Annotated in this window: 18 protein-coding genes; 8 read left to right on the forward strand and 10 right to left on the reverse strand. The window is 67.8% G+C overall.

From position 1 onward, the window contains the following. Positions 1 to 33: 33 nt before the first annotated feature. The 3 genes from AC07X5_RS09035 to lptF are packed head-to-tail and all read right to left on the reverse strand — an operon-like array spanning position 34 to position 2,616. Complete coding sequence (locus tag AC07X5_RS09035) at positions 34 to 408, reverse strand: sirohydrochlorin chelatase (RefSeq protein ID WP_494769854.1); 375 nt, start codon at positions 406 to 408, stop codon at positions 34 to 36. 10 nt (positions 409 to 418) lie between these two features. Further along, on the reverse strand, positions 419 to 1,525 hold the full coding sequence (lptG, locus tag AC07X5_RS09040) for an LPS export ABC transporter permease LptG (protein WP_409962286.1): 1,107 nt from the start codon (positions 1,523 to 1,525) through the stop codon (positions 419 to 421). After that, positions 1,522 to 2,616: an LPS export ABC transporter permease LptF gene (lptF, locus tag AC07X5_RS09045; protein WP_494769855.1), complete on the reverse strand. Its 1,095-nt coding sequence runs from the start codon at positions 2,614 to 2,616 to the stop codon at positions 1,522 to 1,524. The genes lptG and lptF overlap by 4 nt, the downstream gene beginning before the upstream one ends. A 23-nt stretch (positions 2,617 to 2,639) precedes the next feature. On the opposite strand from lptF, the gene AC07X5_RS09050 reads away from it, so the two are divergent. From AC07X5_RS09050 to AC07X5_RS09065, 4 genes are all read left to right on the forward strand, one after another. Then, positions 2,640 to 4,133 (forward strand): leucyl aminopeptidase, encoded by a 1,494-nt coding sequence (locus AC07X5_RS09050; RefSeq protein ID WP_494769856.1) that lies wholly within the window; start codon positions 2,640 to 2,642, stop codon positions 4,131 to 4,133. A 6-nt stretch (positions 4,134 to 4,139) separates the two neighbouring features. Then, the gene (locus AC07X5_RS09055; RefSeq protein ID WP_494769857.1) at positions 4,140 to 4,574 is read left to right on the forward strand and encodes a DNA polymerase III subunit chi; all 435 of its coding nucleotides are present in this window, start codon (positions 4,140 to 4,142) and stop codon (positions 4,572 to 4,574) included. Then, the gene (locus AC07X5_RS09060; RefSeq protein WP_494769858.1) at positions 4,574 to 5,242 is read left to right on the forward strand and encodes a hypothetical protein; all 669 of its coding nucleotides are present in this window, start codon (positions 4,574 to 4,576) and stop codon (positions 5,240 to 5,242) included. Before AC07X5_RS09055 ends, AC07X5_RS09060 begins: the two co-directional genes overlap by 1 nt. Positions 5,243 to 5,373: 131 nt before the next feature. After that, positions 5,374 to 6,504, forward strand: a complete 1,131-nt coding sequence (locus tag AC07X5_RS09065; RefSeq protein ID WP_007858759.1) for a branched-chain amino acid ABC transporter substrate-binding protein — start codon at positions 5,374 to 5,376, stop codon at positions 6,502 to 6,504. 216 nt (positions 6,505 to 6,720) lie between these two features. On the opposite strand, the gene AC07X5_RS09070 is transcribed toward AC07X5_RS09065, so the two are convergent. The 3 genes from AC07X5_RS09070 to lexA form a co-directional block, all read right to left on the reverse strand. Further along, entirely contained in the window at positions 6,721 to 7,728 is a 1,008-nt protein-coding gene (locus tag AC07X5_RS09070; protein WP_494769859.1) for a D-2-hydroxyacid dehydrogenase family protein, read from the reverse strand. Positions 7,729 to 7,890: 162 nt separating this feature from the next. Further along, positions 7,891 to 8,283, reverse strand: a complete 393-nt coding sequence (locus AC07X5_RS09075) for a hypothetical protein (RefSeq protein ID WP_494769860.1) — start codon at positions 8,281 to 8,283, stop codon at positions 7,891 to 7,893. Between the two features lie 135 nt (positions 8,284 to 8,418). Then, on the reverse strand, positions 8,419 to 9,093 hold the full coding sequence (lexA, locus tag AC07X5_RS09080) for a transcriptional repressor LexA (protein ID WP_494769861.1): 675 nt from the start codon (positions 9,091 to 9,093) through the stop codon (positions 8,419 to 8,421). An 83-nt stretch (positions 9,094 to 9,176) separates the two neighbouring features. On the opposite strand from lexA, the gene AC07X5_RS09085 reads away from it, so the two are divergent. From AC07X5_RS09085 to AC07X5_RS09100, 4 genes are all read left to right on the forward strand, one after another. Beyond that, positions 9,177 to 10,130, forward strand: coding sequence for an asparaginase (locus AC07X5_RS09085; RefSeq protein WP_494769862.1), 954 nt, complete (start codon positions 9,177 to 9,179; stop codon positions 10,128 to 10,130). Positions 10,131 to 10,152: 22 nt separating this feature from the next. Next, a complete protein-coding gene (locus AC07X5_RS09090) occupies positions 10,153 to 10,572 on the forward strand; it encodes a hypothetical protein (RefSeq protein ID WP_494769863.1) in 420 nt (139 codons plus the stop codon). A gap of 237 nt (positions 10,573 to 10,809) precedes the next feature. After that, entirely contained in the window at positions 10,810 to 11,289 is a 480-nt protein-coding gene (locus tag AC07X5_RS09095; protein WP_494769864.1) for a DUF6152 family protein, read from the forward strand. A 131-nt stretch (positions 11,290 to 11,420) separates the two neighbouring features. Continuing rightward, positions 11,421 to 11,915, forward strand: a complete 495-nt coding sequence (locus AC07X5_RS09100) for a DUF3617 domain-containing protein (RefSeq protein ID WP_409962050.1) — start codon at positions 11,421 to 11,423, stop codon at positions 11,913 to 11,915. Positions 11,916 to 11,987: 72 nt separating this feature from the next. On the opposite strand, the gene adk is transcribed toward AC07X5_RS09100, so the two are convergent. The 4 genes from adk to lpxK all read right to left on the reverse strand — a co-directional run bounded on the left by adk (position 11,988) and on the right by lpxK (position 15,018). Then, the gene (gene adk, locus AC07X5_RS09105) at positions 11,988 to 12,644 is read right to left on the reverse strand and encodes an adenylate kinase (protein ID WP_409962048.1); all 657 of its coding nucleotides are present in this window, start codon (positions 12,642 to 12,644) and stop codon (positions 11,988 to 11,990) included. A 303-nt stretch (positions 12,645 to 12,947) separates the two neighbouring features. Further along, positions 12,948 to 13,730 (reverse strand): 3-deoxy-manno-octulosonate cytidylyltransferase, encoded by a 783-nt coding sequence (gene kdsB / locus AC07X5_RS09110; protein ID WP_494769865.1) that lies wholly within the window; start codon positions 13,728 to 13,730, stop codon positions 12,948 to 12,950. 5 nt (positions 13,731 to 13,735) lie between these two features. Beyond that, on the reverse strand, positions 13,736 to 13,918 hold the full coding sequence (locus AC07X5_RS09115) for a Trm112 family protein (RefSeq protein ID WP_057203154.1): 183 nt from the start codon (positions 13,916 to 13,918) through the stop codon (positions 13,736 to 13,738). Between the two features lie 38 nt (positions 13,919 to 13,956). Next, a complete protein-coding gene (gene lpxK / locus AC07X5_RS09120; protein ID WP_494769866.1) occupies positions 13,957 to 15,018 on the reverse strand; it encodes a tetraacyldisaccharide 4'-kinase in 1,062 nt (353 codons plus the stop codon). Positions 15,019 to 15,022 lie beyond the last annotated feature (4 nt).

A 15,022-nucleotide genomic window follows, 5' to 3' on the forward strand; every position in this document is an offset into this window, starting at 1 on the left:
CATCTAAGAGATGTCAGGCGGTGATGCAAAAACTCAGCCCGAAGGCGATTCACAAGCGATTTCTGCCATCAATGCGGTCATGCGTGGGTCTTCGCCGATGGCCGCCTGCACGCCAAAGCGCACGCCGGGGTGGCTGGCACGCAATTGTTCCACCAGCACGGGCAGGTCTTCGCGCGCATGCTTGCCGGTGCCCAGGAACATGGGCACCACGGTGACATGGCGGGCTCCCTGGGCGACCAGCTGGGCCACGGCGTCGGGCAGGGTGGGCTGGCACAGCTCCAGGTAGGCGCAGGCCACGGGCCTGCCTGGGTGTGCCTGCCCTATGCGGGCGGCGACGGCCTCCATGGGGGTGCGCCACAGCGGGTCGCGCGAGCCATGGGCGAACAGGACGATGGCGTGGTCATGCATGGTTGGGCGGCTACCTTCGAAGGACGAGCCACCCGAAGGCGCCCAGGGACAGCAGCGAATAGATGATCCCTGGCGCAGCCGCCGTGAGCCAGGGCGACCAGTTCTGCAGGTTGCCGGCGTAGCCGAACACGTTGTTGAGCAGGAAGAAGCTGATGCCGGCCATCACGCCGCCGAACACATAGCCTGCGATGCCACCGGAGCGGAAGTGCAGGTAGGCAAAGGGCAGGGCCAGCACCACCATCACCAGGCAGGAGAGGGGGTAGAACACCTTGCGCCAGAACTCGATCTCGTAGCGCTGGGCCGACTGGCCGTTGCTGTCCAGGTGGCGGATGTACTGGAACAGGTCCACCGTGGCCATGCGGTCGGGCTTGAGCAGCGAGGCGGCCACCATGTCGGCGCTGATGCGCGTGGGCCACTGCAGCGTGGGCGCGTTCTGGCGGTCCACCCGGGCTTCGTCGCCGCCGCGCTGCTGGAAGCTGCTGCGCTGCACGTCGGTGAGCTCCCAGGCGCTGCCGTCGCCGAACCTGCCGGAGGCCGCACGCGTCTGCGAGGCCAGCAGGCCCTTGGCATCGAACTCGAAGATGCGGATGTCGAGCATGCCGCCGTCGGGCGTGAGGGCGCGCACGTTCACCGCGTAGGAGTGGTCGTCCTGGCGCTCCTTGAGCCAGGCGCCGGTGGCACCCGAGGTGAGGCGGCCCAGGTGGCGTACCTTGATCAATTGCGCGGCCTTGTCGCTCAGCGGTGCGATGTAGTCGCCCACGGCGAAGGTCAGCACCACGAAGAACCCGCCCAGCGTGAGCAGGGTGCGCATGGCGCGCCAGGGGCCCATGCCGCTGGTGCGCATGATGGTGAATTCGGAGCTCTGCGCCAGGCGCGCCATCACGAAGATGGTGCCGATCAGCACCGTGATGGGCAGCAGCTCGTACAGGTGGCTGGGGATGCTGAGCACCACGAACAGCATGGCATGCGACAACTGGTAGCCCTGTGGCCCCGTGCGGCCCACCCAGCGCAGTTCATCGACCAGGTCGAAGAAGAAGAACAGGGCCAGAAAGCCGATGGTGACGTAGGCCACCGCGAAGAAGGCCTCGCGGTGGATCAGGCGGCGTATGGTTTTCATGCGGGGCTCCGGCGCTGCCACAGGCGGCGCAGGCTCCAGTTGTTGTGGCGTGCGGTGAGCAGCAGCAGCGCGAGGGCGAAGGTGCCGCCGTGCAGCATGAGCATGAAGCCGCCCAGGCCCAGGCGCCCGGCGCCGACCCAACTGGTGCCCAGGGTCATGAGGTTGTAGTAGACGATGAAGGCGAAGAGGGCGAACACCAGGCTGGTGCTGCGCCCCGCGCGCGGGTTGACGGTGGCCACGGCCAGGCCCAGCACCACGAAGTTCAGGGCCGCCAGGGCCAGGCCGATGCGCCAGCCCAGCTCGGCCCGGTAGGCAGGCAGGGGCTGCATCAGCAGCTCATGCGTGGCGCGGGTCTTGACCGAGAGCTCTTCGGCGGAGCCGGCGGGCGCGGAGCCGATGCGGGTGGTGTACTCTTCGAATTCGCTGATCTTCAGGCCAGGCTTGTCGTGCTCGGTCTCCAGCCGCTGCCCCTGCACCAGCGTGGCGATGCGCTCGCCATCCTTGGTTTCCAGCCGGGCGCTGCGCGCGGAGGTGACGGTTTCCTTCTTGGCGATGTTGGTGGCAATGAAGATGTTGTTGCCGGCCAGGTTGTCGGGGCTGTCCTTGTCGATGAAGAACACCCGGCTGCCGTTGGCTGACTCCTGGAACTCACCGGGGGCGATGCGGTCGATGTCGCTGCGCTGCTCGTAGCGGGTCTTGAGCTCCTGGATCTGGGTATTGGCCCAGGGCGCGACCAGCAGCGACAGCACGGCGATCACCAGCATCGATGGCCAGGCGAAGCGCAGCAGCGGGCGCAGCAGGCTGATCAGGCCGCGGCCGCTGGCGAACCAGATCACCATCTCGCTGTCGCGGTACATGCGCGACAGCGTGCCGACCACGGCGACGAACAGGCTCAGCGCCAAAATGATGGACAACTGCCCCAGCACCGTGAAGCCCATGACCAGCATCACGTCGGACGGACTCACGCTGCCGCGCGAGGCCTGGCCCAGCGTGCGGATGAGCATCATGGTCATCACCACGGTGACCAGCACCACCAGTGTGGCCCCGAAGCTGCGCGCCAGCTCCTTGCGGATGGATGAATCGAATAACATTGGCTCTAAGGAAAACACCGATTATGAACTTTGATCTGAAGACCCTTGAGTTGCCGGCTGCTGCCTCCGAGAAATGCGACCTGCTGGTCGTGTTGATCCCAGAGGGCTTCAAGCCCGGGCGCGATGCCCTGTCCACGCTGGCGGCCCTGGCGCTCAAGCAAGGCGATTTTTCCGCCAAGCCGGGCAAGAGCCTGCCGCTGTACCAGGTGCCTGCCGTGGCCGCGCGCCGCGTGCTGCTGCTGGGCGTGGGCGACGGCACGGCCCGGTCCGTGCGCCAGGCGCTGGGCGCGGCCGCCTCGGCCCTCAAGGCGCCCCAGACCAAGCGCGTGGTGCTGTGCTTTGCCGCCAGCGCCCAGGCCGACGCGGTGTGCGCGGCGGTGCAGGCCGTGGCCGATGCGAGCTATGTCTACACCACCACCAAGCCCAAGGCCGAGGCGCGCAGCCTCTCGCGCGTGGTCGTGGGCGTGCCCGACCCCTCCGAGGTGCGCGTGGCCTTCTACCAGGGCGTGGCCCTGGTCGAGGGGGTGGAATTCGCGCGCGAATGGGGCAACCGGCCCGCCAACCATGCCACGCCCACCTTGCTGGCCAATGCCGCCAAGACCCTGGCCAAGCAGCCGCGCATCCAGTGCAAGGTGATGGGGCCGGCCGAGGTCGAACGCCTGGGCATGGGCTCCTTCATGGCCGTGGCCAAGGGCTCGGAGGAGCCGCTGCGCTTCATCGAGCTGCGCTACAGCGGCGGCACCAAGGACCAGGCCCCGGTGGTGCTGGTGGGCAAGGGCATCACCTTCGATACCGGCGGCATCTCCATCAAGCCGGCGGCCGAGATGGACGAGATGAAGTTCGACATGTGCGGTGCCGCCAGCGTGCTGGGCGTGTTCCGTGCCCTGGGCGAACTGCAGCCCGCGATCAACGTGGTCGGCCTGATTCCCGCCTGCGAGAACATGCCCGATGGCCGGGCCGTGAAGCCCGGCGACGTGGTGACCAGCATGAGCGGCCAGACCATCGAGGTGCTCAACACCGACGCCGAAGGCCGCCTGGTGCTGTGCGACGCGCTGACCTACGCCACGCGCTTCAAGCCGGCGGCGGTGGTGGACATCGCCACCCTCACCGGCGCCTGCGTGATCGCGCTGGGCGGTGTGCGCAGCGGCCTGTTCAGCAACAACGAAGACCTGGCCCAGGCCCTGCAAGTGGCCGGCGATGCCGCGCAGGACCCTTGCTGGCGCATGCCGCTGGACGACGACTACGCCGATGGCCTCAAGAGCAACTTTGCCGACATGGGCAACGTGGCCGGCCGCGCGGGCGGCGCCATCACAGCGGCCAAGTTTTTGCAGAAGTTCGTGGGCGACATGCCCTGGGCGCACCTGGACATCGCCGGCACGGCCTGGAAGGGCGGTGCGGCCAAGGGCTCCACGGGCCGCCCGGTCGGCCTGCTGGTGCAGTACCTGCTGGACCGCGAGGCGGACGCTGCCGCGGCGCCCAAGCCCGCCGCCAAGCGCGTACGCGCCAAGGCCACCTGAGCCGCGATGACCGAGGTTGCCTTCCATTTCAATGCGCCGGACAAGGTGGCCTATGCCTGCCGGTTCGCGCGCAAGGTGCTGCGTGCCGACGCGCGCCTGGTGATCGCCGGACCGGCCCATGTGCTGGCGGCGCTGGACCGGCAGATGTGGAGCATGGCGCCGCAGGATTTCGTCGCGCACTGCACCGATGCGGCCGATGAAGACCTGCGCCTGGCCTCCCCGGTGCTGCTGACCTCCGACGTGCAGGGCGCGCCGCACCACGAGGTGCTGCTGAACCTGGGCGCCGAGGTGCCCGAGGGCTTTGGCCGCTTCGAGAAGCTGATCGAAGTGGTCAGCGCCCATGACGAGGAAGACCGCGGGCAGGCGCGCAACCGCTGGCGCCACTATGCCTCGCGCGGCTATGCCATCGTGCGCCACGACCTGGTGCTGAAAGGCGGCTGATGGCCACCACGCCACCCCGTACGCCGCCCCGTTTCGTACCCACGCTCACTGAAGTGGTGCAAGTGCCGGGCGCGGTACCGGTGCCTGTGGCCGCCAGGCCGCCGGTGGCAACGCCTGTGCCTGCTGCCGCTCGCCCGGCCCCGGCGGTGTCCGCTCCCGTGGCTCCCGCGACGACTCCATCCGCTGGCCGCAGTGCTGTGCCGCAGCCCGCCCCGGTGCGGCAACCTGCTGCTGTCACGCCCGCAGCCTCTTCGCCGGTGACGCAGGCGGCCGGCCGCGCCCTGGAGGCCCTGGCGCTGCGCCGCGCGCAGATCACTGCAGCAACCGCTCCTTCCGTGTCTGTTGCCTCCACAGCAGCGCGGCCGGAGCAGGCTGCACCGGCCATGCCTGTGGCTGCAGCGGCGGCGGGCCCCAATGCAGGGCAGCCCGCCGCGGCGCGCGCACTGCCGGAGGGCATGGAGGAGTACATGGTGCACCGGGTCATGCAGCGCGTGGACGTGGTGCTGGACCAGCGCCTGCGCGACGCCATCGCCATCGTGGTGCAGGAACAGACGCGTTCAGTGCTTCCGCGGCTGCGCGAGGAGATCGAATCCGTGGTCCGCCACGCCGTGTACGAGGCCGTCGCCGATGAGCTCGCAGGCAGCCACACCGCGCCGACAAAGGGATGACAGGGTATTCCCCTGTGGTTTCTCCCACATTTAATCGTGTTCCCTAATGATCTGGCCCGTAAATTGCGATATGTTCGCCTGCGTTGAGACACAAGAACATTTCTCAGCGTTTATCTTTACTGGAGATTGATATGCAATTGAAGTTGAAACTGACCGTGGTTGCTGCTATCGCGGCTGCTGCTGGTGTGGCCTCTGCACAAGAGCAGGTGGTCAAGATCGGCCACGTGGCTCCGGTTTCCGGCGCCCAAGCCCACTACGGCAAGGACAACGAAAATGGCGCCCGCATGGCCATTGAAGAGCTGAACGCACAAGGCGTGACGATCGGCGGCAAGAAGATCAAGTTCGAGCTGCAGGCAGAAGACGACGCTGCGGACCCGAAGCAAGGTACTGCCGCTGCACAGAAGCTGTGCGACGCCAAGGTCGCTGGCGTGGTCGGTCACCTCAACTCCGGTACCACCATCCCCGCATCCAAGGTCTACAACGACTGCGGCATCCCCCACGTGACCGGCGCGGCCACGAACCCCAACCTGACCAAGCCAGGCTACAAGACCACGTTCCGTATCATCGCCAACGACAACGCCCTGGGCGCTGGCCTGGCTGCCTACGCCGTGGACACGCTGAAGCTCAAGTCGGTCGCCATCATCGATGACCGCACCGCTTACGGCCAGGGCGTTGCCGACGTGTTCAAGAAGACCGCTGCCGCCAAAGGCATGAAGGTGGTGGACGAGCAGTTCACGACCGACAAGGCCACGGACTTCATGGCCATCCTGACCGCCATCAAGGCCAAGAACCCCGATGCCATCTTCTACGGCGGCATGGACCCCCAAGGCGGCCCGATGCTGCGCCAGATGGAGCAGCTGGGCATGGGCAATGTGAAGTACTTCGGCGGCGACGGCATCTGCACGGCCGAAATCGCCAAGCTGGCTGCTGGCGCCAAGACCCTGGCCAACGTGATCTGCGCCGAAGGCGGCGCATCGCTGGCCAAGATGCCTGGCGGCACGGCCTGGAAGGCCAAGTACGACGCCAAGTACCCCAACCAGTTCCAGGTGTACAGCCCCTACACCTATGACGCCACGTTCCTGATCGTGGATGCCATGAAGCGCGCCAACTCGGTCGACCCCAAGGTCTACACCCCCGAGCTGCTCAAGTCCAGCTTCAAGGGCGTGACCTCGACGATCGCCTTCGAACCCAACGGCGAAATGAAGAACCCTGCCATCACCCTGTACAACTACAAGGATGGCAAGAAGACCCCTCTGAACTAAGGCACGGACTTGCCTTCAACCGGCTAACGTCGCTCCGGAGCCTTGCCGTGCTACAGCACTGTCTGCGGCTCCCCGCCTAGTTATCCGGTCGAATGCAATCCGTGTGGGAGCGTTGCCTTCGGGCGGCGCACCACAGAGCAAAAAAGGCTTCCCTCGGGAAGCCTTTTTCGTTGGTGCCGGATCGGTCGATCCGGTGCATGCAAGCGGTTGGTTGGGCTAGCGGCGCACTTGCAGCGAGCCCGGGTTCACGATATTGGTCGGCGTGCCCTTGATGAAGTTGACCACGTTGTCGAAGGCCGCACCAAAGTAGAGCTCGTAGCTGTCCTGCTCCACGTAGCCGATGTGCGGGGTGCAGATGCAGTTCTCCAGCCGCAAGAGGGCATGGCCCTGCAGGATGGGCTCGCTCTCGAACACGTCCACGGCGGCCATGCCGGGGCGGCCGCGGTTGAGCGCTGCGATCAGGGCGTCGGACTCCACCAGTTCGGCGCGCGAGGTGTTCACGAACAGCGAGGTGGGCTTCATGCACGACAGGTCTTCGAGCGAGATGATGCCGCGCGTCTCGTCGTTCAGTCGCAGGTGCACCGAGATCACGTCGCACTGCGAGAAGAACTCCTCGCGCGTGGTGGCGGCCTGGTAGCCATCGGTCAGGGCCTGGGCACGCGATGCTTCGCGGCCCCAGACCCGCACGTTCATGCCGAAGGCCTTGCCGTAGCCGGCCACGAGCTGGCCGATGCGGCCATAGCCCCAGATGCCCAGCGTCTTGCCGCGCAGTACTGAGCCCAGGCCGAAGTTCGCGGGCATGGAGGCCGCCTTGAGCCCGGACTGCTGCCAGGCCCCGTGCTTGAGGTTGGAGATGTACTGCGGCAACCGGCGCGTGGCCGCCATCACCAGGGCCCAGGTGAGTTCGGCCGGTGCCACCGGCGAGCCGACGCCCTCGGCCACGGCAATGCCGCGCTCGGTGCAGGCAGCCACGTCGACGTGGTTGCCGACCTTGCCGGTCTGGGCGATGAGCTTGAGGCGGGGGAGCTTCTCGACGAGCTGGCGCGTGATCTGCGTGCGCTCGCGCACCAGCACGATGATGTCGGCATCCTTGAGCCGCACCGACAGCTGGCCCAGGCCCTTGACGGTGTTGGTATAGACCTTGGCGGTGTAGGCGTCGAGCCGGCTGGCGCAATGGAGCTTGCGCACTGCGTCCTGGTAGTCGTCGAGAATCACGATGTTCATCCCGACATTGTGCCTTGGCGCGCCGCCGTCTTTGCGCCCCAAGCCCCGTCTGGCACACAGCATTTGCAACGCTGCGTGAACGCCCTCGCGCTCCGCCGGCCCCGTGCAGCCAATGGCCGGGGCCTGTTGCCCTGGTGGGGCAGGGCGGGTCTGGCCGCCCGGTCAGTGCTGCAGCAGCAGTGCTTCGCGTGCGGCCATGCGGTCGAGCTCTGCGCACACATCGGCCATGCGGCCCGAGATCACGAGGCGGCCGGCATCGCTGCCTGGGTTGGCCGTGCGCAGCACCCGCACCACGCGGCGTGCCTGGGTGTGGCTGCACAGGGGGTCTGCGGCCAGGGGAGGGTTTGGCAAGCGGTTGCCCGTTGCCGCCAGCGCGGCCTCGTCGCGCGGAATGCGGGCTGCTGCCGGGGCAGCGGGCAGCGGGGCCTTGCAGGTGCGTGGCCGTGCCGCAGCCGCCATGTCGTGCCCGCCATGCATGGCGACGGGCTGCAGCCAGCGTGTCAGCGCATGCAGCGGGTGGGAGAAGGCCGAAAGGGTCAAAGAAGCAATTCCCATGTGAAGACTCCGAAGGTCGGTGGTGAACACAGGCAGGATTGCAAGGAAATACGCGGCCCAGGGCTGGCCAGCGGCGGTATGGAACACCCACACCCCGCCCGCCAAACGCCCGCCACCTGGGCAGCGCGGCGGCGACTACATGAGCATGGTGTTGCGGATCAGGCCGACGGCCAGGCCTTCGATCTCGAAGGCCTCGCCGGGCTGCACGGTGATCACCGGGTAGTCGGGGTTCTCGGGCAGCAGCTCGATGCCGGTGGCCGTGCGGCGCAGGCGCTTGACGGTGACGTCGTCGCCCAGGCGGGCCACGATGATCTGGCCGTTGCGCGCTTCGCGCGTGGACTGCACGGCCAGCAGGTCGCCGTCCATGATGCCGGCGTCGCGCATGGACATGCCGCGCACCTTGAGCAGGTAGTCGGGCTTGTGCTGGAACAGGCTGTTTTCCACGCTGTAGGTCTGATCGACATGCTCCTGCGCGAGAATGGGCGAGCCCGCCGCGACCCGGCCGATCAGGGGCAGCACCAGCTGCGACAGGCCGGGAATGGGCAGGCTGAACTGGGTACCGCGCGCTGCATTGATGGAGCGCACCGTGTCGCCGCGCAGGCGGATGCCGCGCGAGGTGCCGCTGACCAGCTCGATCACGCCCTTGCGGGCCAGGGCCTGCAGATGCTCCTCGGCCGCGTTGGCGGACTTGAAGCCCAGTTCAGTGGCGATCTCGGCACGGGTGGGCGGGGCGCCGGTGCGTGCAATGGCGGTCTGGATCAGGTCCAGAATCTGTTGCTGGCGGGCCGTGAGCTTGGGGTTGTCGAGCATGGTGGTTTCCAGTGTGTGCCGGTACAGTGGCAAATAACTGTTTTTTAATCCAGTAGCTGTATTTTTCACCAGTTTTTCGGAGTATGCAAGTGAGTGCGCAAAAAATTGTGGTTCTGGGTACGGGCGGCACCATTGCCGGCACCGCTGCGCAGGCGGGGGACAACATCGGCTACACGGCCGCACAGGTAGGGGTGGGCGAACTGCTGGCGGCCGTGCCGGGGCTTCAAGCGCTGGCTGGCGGCCCGCTCGTGGTCGAGCAGGTGGCCCAGGTCGACAGCAAGGACATGGAGTTCGGCATCTGGCACGCATTGGCGCAGCGCTGCGCGGCCTGCCTGGACGACCCCGCTGTCGGCGGCATCGTCATCACCCACGGTACCGACACCATCGAAGAGACGGCCTGGTTCCTGCACTCCGTGCTGGCGGCCGACAAGCCCGTGGTGCTGACCTGCGCCATGCGCCCTGCCACTGCACTCGTGCCCGACGGCCCGCAGAACCTGATGGATGCCGTGGCCGTGGCCGCCACCGAGGGCGCGCGCGGCGTGCTCGTGGTTGCCGCGGGCACCATCCATGGTGCGCAGCGCGTGCAGAAGGTGCACCCCTACCGGGTGGATCCGTTCAACTCCGCAGATGCCGGCCCCTTGGGCTGGGTGGAGGAGGGGGTGGTGCGCCTGGCGCATGCCTGGCCGCAGCCGGCCCGGCAGGTGCACCTGGCCGCTGTGCTGCACCGGCCGGCCGATGCGGCATGGCCCTGGGTGGAACTGGTGGTGAGCCATGCCGGCGCCAGCGGCCGTGCGGTGGATGCGCTGGTGCGCGATGGCGTGCAGGGCCTGGTCGTGGCCTGCACGGGCAACGGCACCATCCACCAGGCGCTGGAGGCCGCGCTGGCGCGCGCCCAGGCCGTGGGGGTGCGCGTGCTGCGCTCCACGCGCTGCAGCGAGGGCCAGTTGCTGCCCAAGCCGGGTGATGCGCTCGCTGCGGCGCCCGGTTTGTCGCCCGTGAAGGCGCGCATCGGCCTGGTGCTGGAACTGCTGGCCTGAGCCGCACGAAAGCACTGACGCCATGTTTGCCGCACTCCGATCCCATGTATGGGCCTACCCGGCACTGGAGGTGGTGCACATCGTGGGCATCGCACTGCTGCTGGGCAACCTGGTGCTGCTGGAGCTCAGGGTGTTCGGCTGGGGCGCGGCCATCCCGCCGCGAGACCTGGGGCGCCTGAGCCTCTCGCTGGCGCTGTGCGGCTTTGGCCTGGCGGCCCTGTCGGGCCTGGTGATGTTCGCCACCCAGCCGCAGGAACTGCTTGCCAACCGGGCATTCACCCTCAAGATGCTATTGTTGATGCTTGCTGCCTGCAACGCGGCGTGGTTTCATGGGCGCGGTTCGCTTACGCGGCTCGATGGCCTGGCGCGGGCGCAGATGCTGCTGTCCACGTTGATCTGGCTGGCTGTCGTGGCTTGCGGTCGCTGGATCGCTTACTTGTAGCCCCCTGAGTCGCTTCGCGCCACGGTGCCGCCGCCAGAGGCGGCAGCCCTTCGGCGCCGTCCAAGCCCGCGCAGGCGGGCTTGGAGCCGCGGCCCTCAGCCCCTCAGGGGGACGCCACCGATGGCCTGGCAAAGCCAGTTCCACGGTGGCGCTGGCTTGGGCCATGCCAGTGCGACGGGCCCTGTTCTGTGCGTAGCGCTGTTAAAGCGCAGATAACCATCCCAAAGGAGAAGTCCCATGCCACTACGACGTCGCCAACTTCTGTTCACCGGCTTGGCAATGCCCCTGGTACCCCTGGCGGCCCATGCCCACCACGGCTGGAGCAGCTTCGATGCGGACCGCCCGATCTACCTCGAAGGCACGGTGCGCAAGGTGCGCTGGCAGAACCCGCATGCCGAACTGGAACTTGAGCTGCCCGCCAACCTGGCCTTGCCACCCAATCTGGCGCAGCGGGCCGTGCCGGCCCAGACGGCGCCGGTCGATGGCAAGGCCCTGCTGGCCCGTGCCGTTCTGCCCACGCGCAAGGACCGGATGTGGGAGATCGAGCTGGCGCCGCTGACCCGCATGCAGGCCTGGCAGGTGGCCGAGCTCAAGCCGGGCGCCGCGGTGTCGGTGCTGGGCTTCACGCTGCGCGAGGAAAAGGGCGACCCGGTGCTGCGCGCCGAATACCTGTTCGTCGATGGCAAGGCCTACGGGCTGAGATCCAGCCCGGCCTGAAGGGCGAGGCGAAAGAGGCGGCCCAGGCCCTGGTGCACGTTTGGTTGCACAGCTTTTGGCGCCGCCAGCGCTTGTGCGCGGCACCGCGGCTATCATCCGGCGCATTGTCTGGCCTTAGCAGGAGTTGTCCCATGCGCTTCGTTTCCCTTTCTCTCGTGGCTGCGGCCGTGGCACTGGCTGCCCTTCCCGCGCAATCCCTGGAACTGCCCAAGCGCAAGGCGGGCTTGTGGGAGCTCAAGACGACATCGGCCGATGGGGCCCCCGCCGCGGTCATGCAGCAGTGCACGGACGAAGCCTTCGAAGCCCAGATGCAAAAGACCGCGCTGGAAACCGCCAAGACCATGTGCTCCAAGAACGACATGAAACGGGATGGCAACACCATCACCGGCAATGCGGAGTGCAAGATGGGCACCGTCACCGTGACCTCGCGAAGCGTCACCACGGGCGATTTCACCAGCTCCTACAAGACCGTGATCAACAACGCCTACAACCCCCCGATGATGGGCAAGGCCAGCGATACCCTGACCATGGAGGCCCGCTATGTCGGCCCCTGCGCTGCGGGCCAGAAGCCCGGCTCCATGACCATGCCCAACATGCCTGTCCCTCCTGTTCCGAAGTCCAAGTAAGCAGCGTTGTGCTGCGGCAAAAACAACAAAGCCGGGCATGCCCGGCTTTGTTGTTGGCGGCATCGCTGAAAATCAGCTGGCCAGCGCCGCGAAGGCGCGCTGCGTGATGTCGTCCACGCTGCCCATGCCGCTGATGGCGTGGTACTTGGGGGCGGCGGCCGGATCGGCCTTGGCCCACTGGCTGTAGTAGTCCACCAGGGGGCGGGTCTGGTCGCTATAGACCTGCAGGCGCTTCTTGACGGTCTCTTCCTTGTCGTCGTCGCGCTGGATCAGGTCTTCACCGGTCACGTCGTCCTTGCCTTCCACCTTGGGCGGGTTGAACTTGACATGGTAGGTGCGGCCGCTGGCGGGGTGCGAGCGGCGGCCGCTCATGCGTTCGATGATGGCCTCGAAGGGCACGTCGATCTCCAGCACATGGTCGAGCTTCACGCCCGCGGCCTTCATCGCGTCGGCCTGGGGAATGGTGCGTGGGAAGCCGTCGAACAGGAAGCCCTTGGCGCAGTCGGGCTGGGCAATGCGTTCCTTGACGAGGTTGATGATCAGCTCGTCGCTGACCAGGGCGCCGGCCTTCATGACGGCGTCGGCCTGCAGGCCCAGCGGCGTGCCGGCCTTCACGGCGGCGCGCAGCATGTCCCCGGTGGAGATCTGCGGAATGCCGTACTTCTGGCAGATGAAGGTGGCTTGCGTGCCCTTTCCGGCGCCGGGCGCGCCCAACAGAATCAGTCTCATGAAGGTCCTCGAAGGTTAGAAATCGGCTGGCACTGCTGGCAGGGGCGTACGGCGCGCTGGCGCAAGGGCCACCGAAGCGGCAGCAAAAAAAGACCGCAGTGCTCCACGGATGGGCAGGGGCTGCGGGGTGGTGTGCTGCTACGTCAGTGCTCGCGCAGGCGCTTGTGGGGCCCGGGATGCAATGCTCTCGTTACTTCGAGGATAGCATGTGACCGCCTTGCACTGGCTTACACGAGCGATATGACGTGCGTATAAATGCGTAGGATGGGGCATGGATGCACCAGGCCAGTGCATTTTGCTGCCCTAGGCCAGCAGCGCCCGCACACGCTCCAGGTCCTGTGGCGTGTCCACGCCGGGGCCGGGTGCCGTGTCGGTGATGTGCACGGCAATGCGGTGGCCGTGCCACAGCGCGCGCAACTGCTCCAGTGCCTCCATCACCTCGGTAGGGGCCTGGGGCAGTGCAGGAAACGCGCGCAGGAAGCCTGCGCGGTAGCTGTAGATGCCGATGTGGCGCAGCGGGGCAAAGCCGGCGGGCAAGGTGGCCGCTGCCTGCTCCCACCAGGCGGTGCCGGCATGGTCGCGGGCCCAGGGGATGGGGGCGCGGCTGAAGTAGTGCGCCAGGCTGCGGGCATCGAGCACGACCTTCACCACATTGGGGTTCTCGTAGTCCGCCAGGCTGTGGATGGTGTGGGCCGCCGTGCCCATGCTGGCCTCGGGCCGAGCCGGCAACAAGGCGGCCACGGCATCGATGAGCCCCGGGTCCATCAGCGGCTCGTCGCCCTGCACGTTGACCACGATGTCGTCGCCCGCCAGGCCCAGTTGCTCGCAGGCCTCGGCCAGCCGGTCGCTGCCGCTGGCGTGGTCGGTGCGCGTCAGGATGGCGTGCACGCCATGCGCCTGGCAGGCCTGCAGCACGCGCGCGTCGTCGGCGGCCACCACCACGCGGGCGGCGGTGCTCAGTGCGGCGCGCCGGGCCACGCGCACCACCATGGGCAGGCCGGCGATGTCGGCCAGGGGCTTGTCCGGCAGGCGGCTGGAGGCCATGCGCGCCGGGATCACGACGGTGAAGGCTTCGGGGGCGGCCACCGGGGTCAGGCCTCGATTTCTTCGTCGGTCAGCGTGCGTGCCTCGTTCTCCAGCAGCACGGGGATGCCGTCGCGCACCGGGTAGGCCAGGCGCGCGCTGCGCGAGACCAGTTCCTGGTGCTCGCGGTCAAAGGTCAGTGGACCTTTGGTGACGGGGCAGACCAGCAGTTCAAGCAGTTTGGGGTCCATGGCGGCAGCTTTCCGGCAAAGGTTCGTTCAATCGGTCATCAATCGCCCGAGGGGCGGGCAGGGGGCGATGATAGCGAGGCAGCGCCCCGCAATACAGCCAGCCGGGCATCGACGGCTGCAAAAAAAGCCGGGTCCACATGCACCTGTAGCGGCACGGCCAGGGCATCGGGGCGCAGCGGCCAGAGCTTCACGGCGTCCTTGGCGGTGCACAGCAGCGGCAGCTGTGCGCCCGGTGCTGCCGCGTCACTCCAGCCGGTGAAATCGTGGTGGTCGGGCAGGGCCGTGGTGCGTGCCAGCGTCAGCCCCTGGGCCCGCAGCATGCCGAAGAAGTCTTCGGGCCGGGCAATCGCCGCCAGGGCCTGCACGGGCTGGCCCTGCAGCGATTGCAGGGGCAGGCTTCGGCCGTCGGCACGCACGGCGTGGCCGGCCAGGCCGCGCTGCAAGGCAAACGCGGGTGCAGTGCCGGCCGGGGCGGGGGCGGTATCGGGGTGCAGCACCCAGTCCACAGCGCGCGGCCAGGGCTCGCGCAGCGGCCCTGCCGGCAGCAGAAAGCCGTTGCCAAGCCCCTGGTCGTTGAAGACGCAGACCTCCAGGTCGCGCCGCAGCGCCAGGTGCTGCAGCCCGTCGTCGCAGACGATGACATCGGTGCCGGGATGGCGGGCCAGCAGCGCGCGTGCGGCCGTGCTGCGCTGGCGGTCCACGAAGACCGGCACGCCGCAGCTGCGTGCGATCAGGGCCGGCTCGTCGCCGACCTCGCTGGCCGGGCTGTCGGCCAGCACCTCACGGCAGTCGGTGGTGCTGCGGCCATAGCCGCGCGAGATGACCCCGGGCTTCATGCCCCGGGCCTTGAGATGCTCCACCAGGGCCATCACCACAGGGGTCTTGCCGGCGCCGCCGGCAATCATATTGCCCACCACGATGGTTGGGCGTCCGGGGTGTTCCGAGCGCAGCACACCGGCGCGGTAGAGGGCCCGGCGCAAGCGCACCAGGCCGGAGTACAGCAGGGAGATGGGCCACAGCGCCCAGGCGGCAGGGCCCCGGAACTGCCAGGCCCGTACCAGGCCGGCGGACGAGGGCGGCTGCGGCCCGGCGGCAGCCATGCGC

The sequence above is a fragment of the Acidovorax sp. GW458-11-26-14-TSB4 genome, assembly GCF_059423865.1.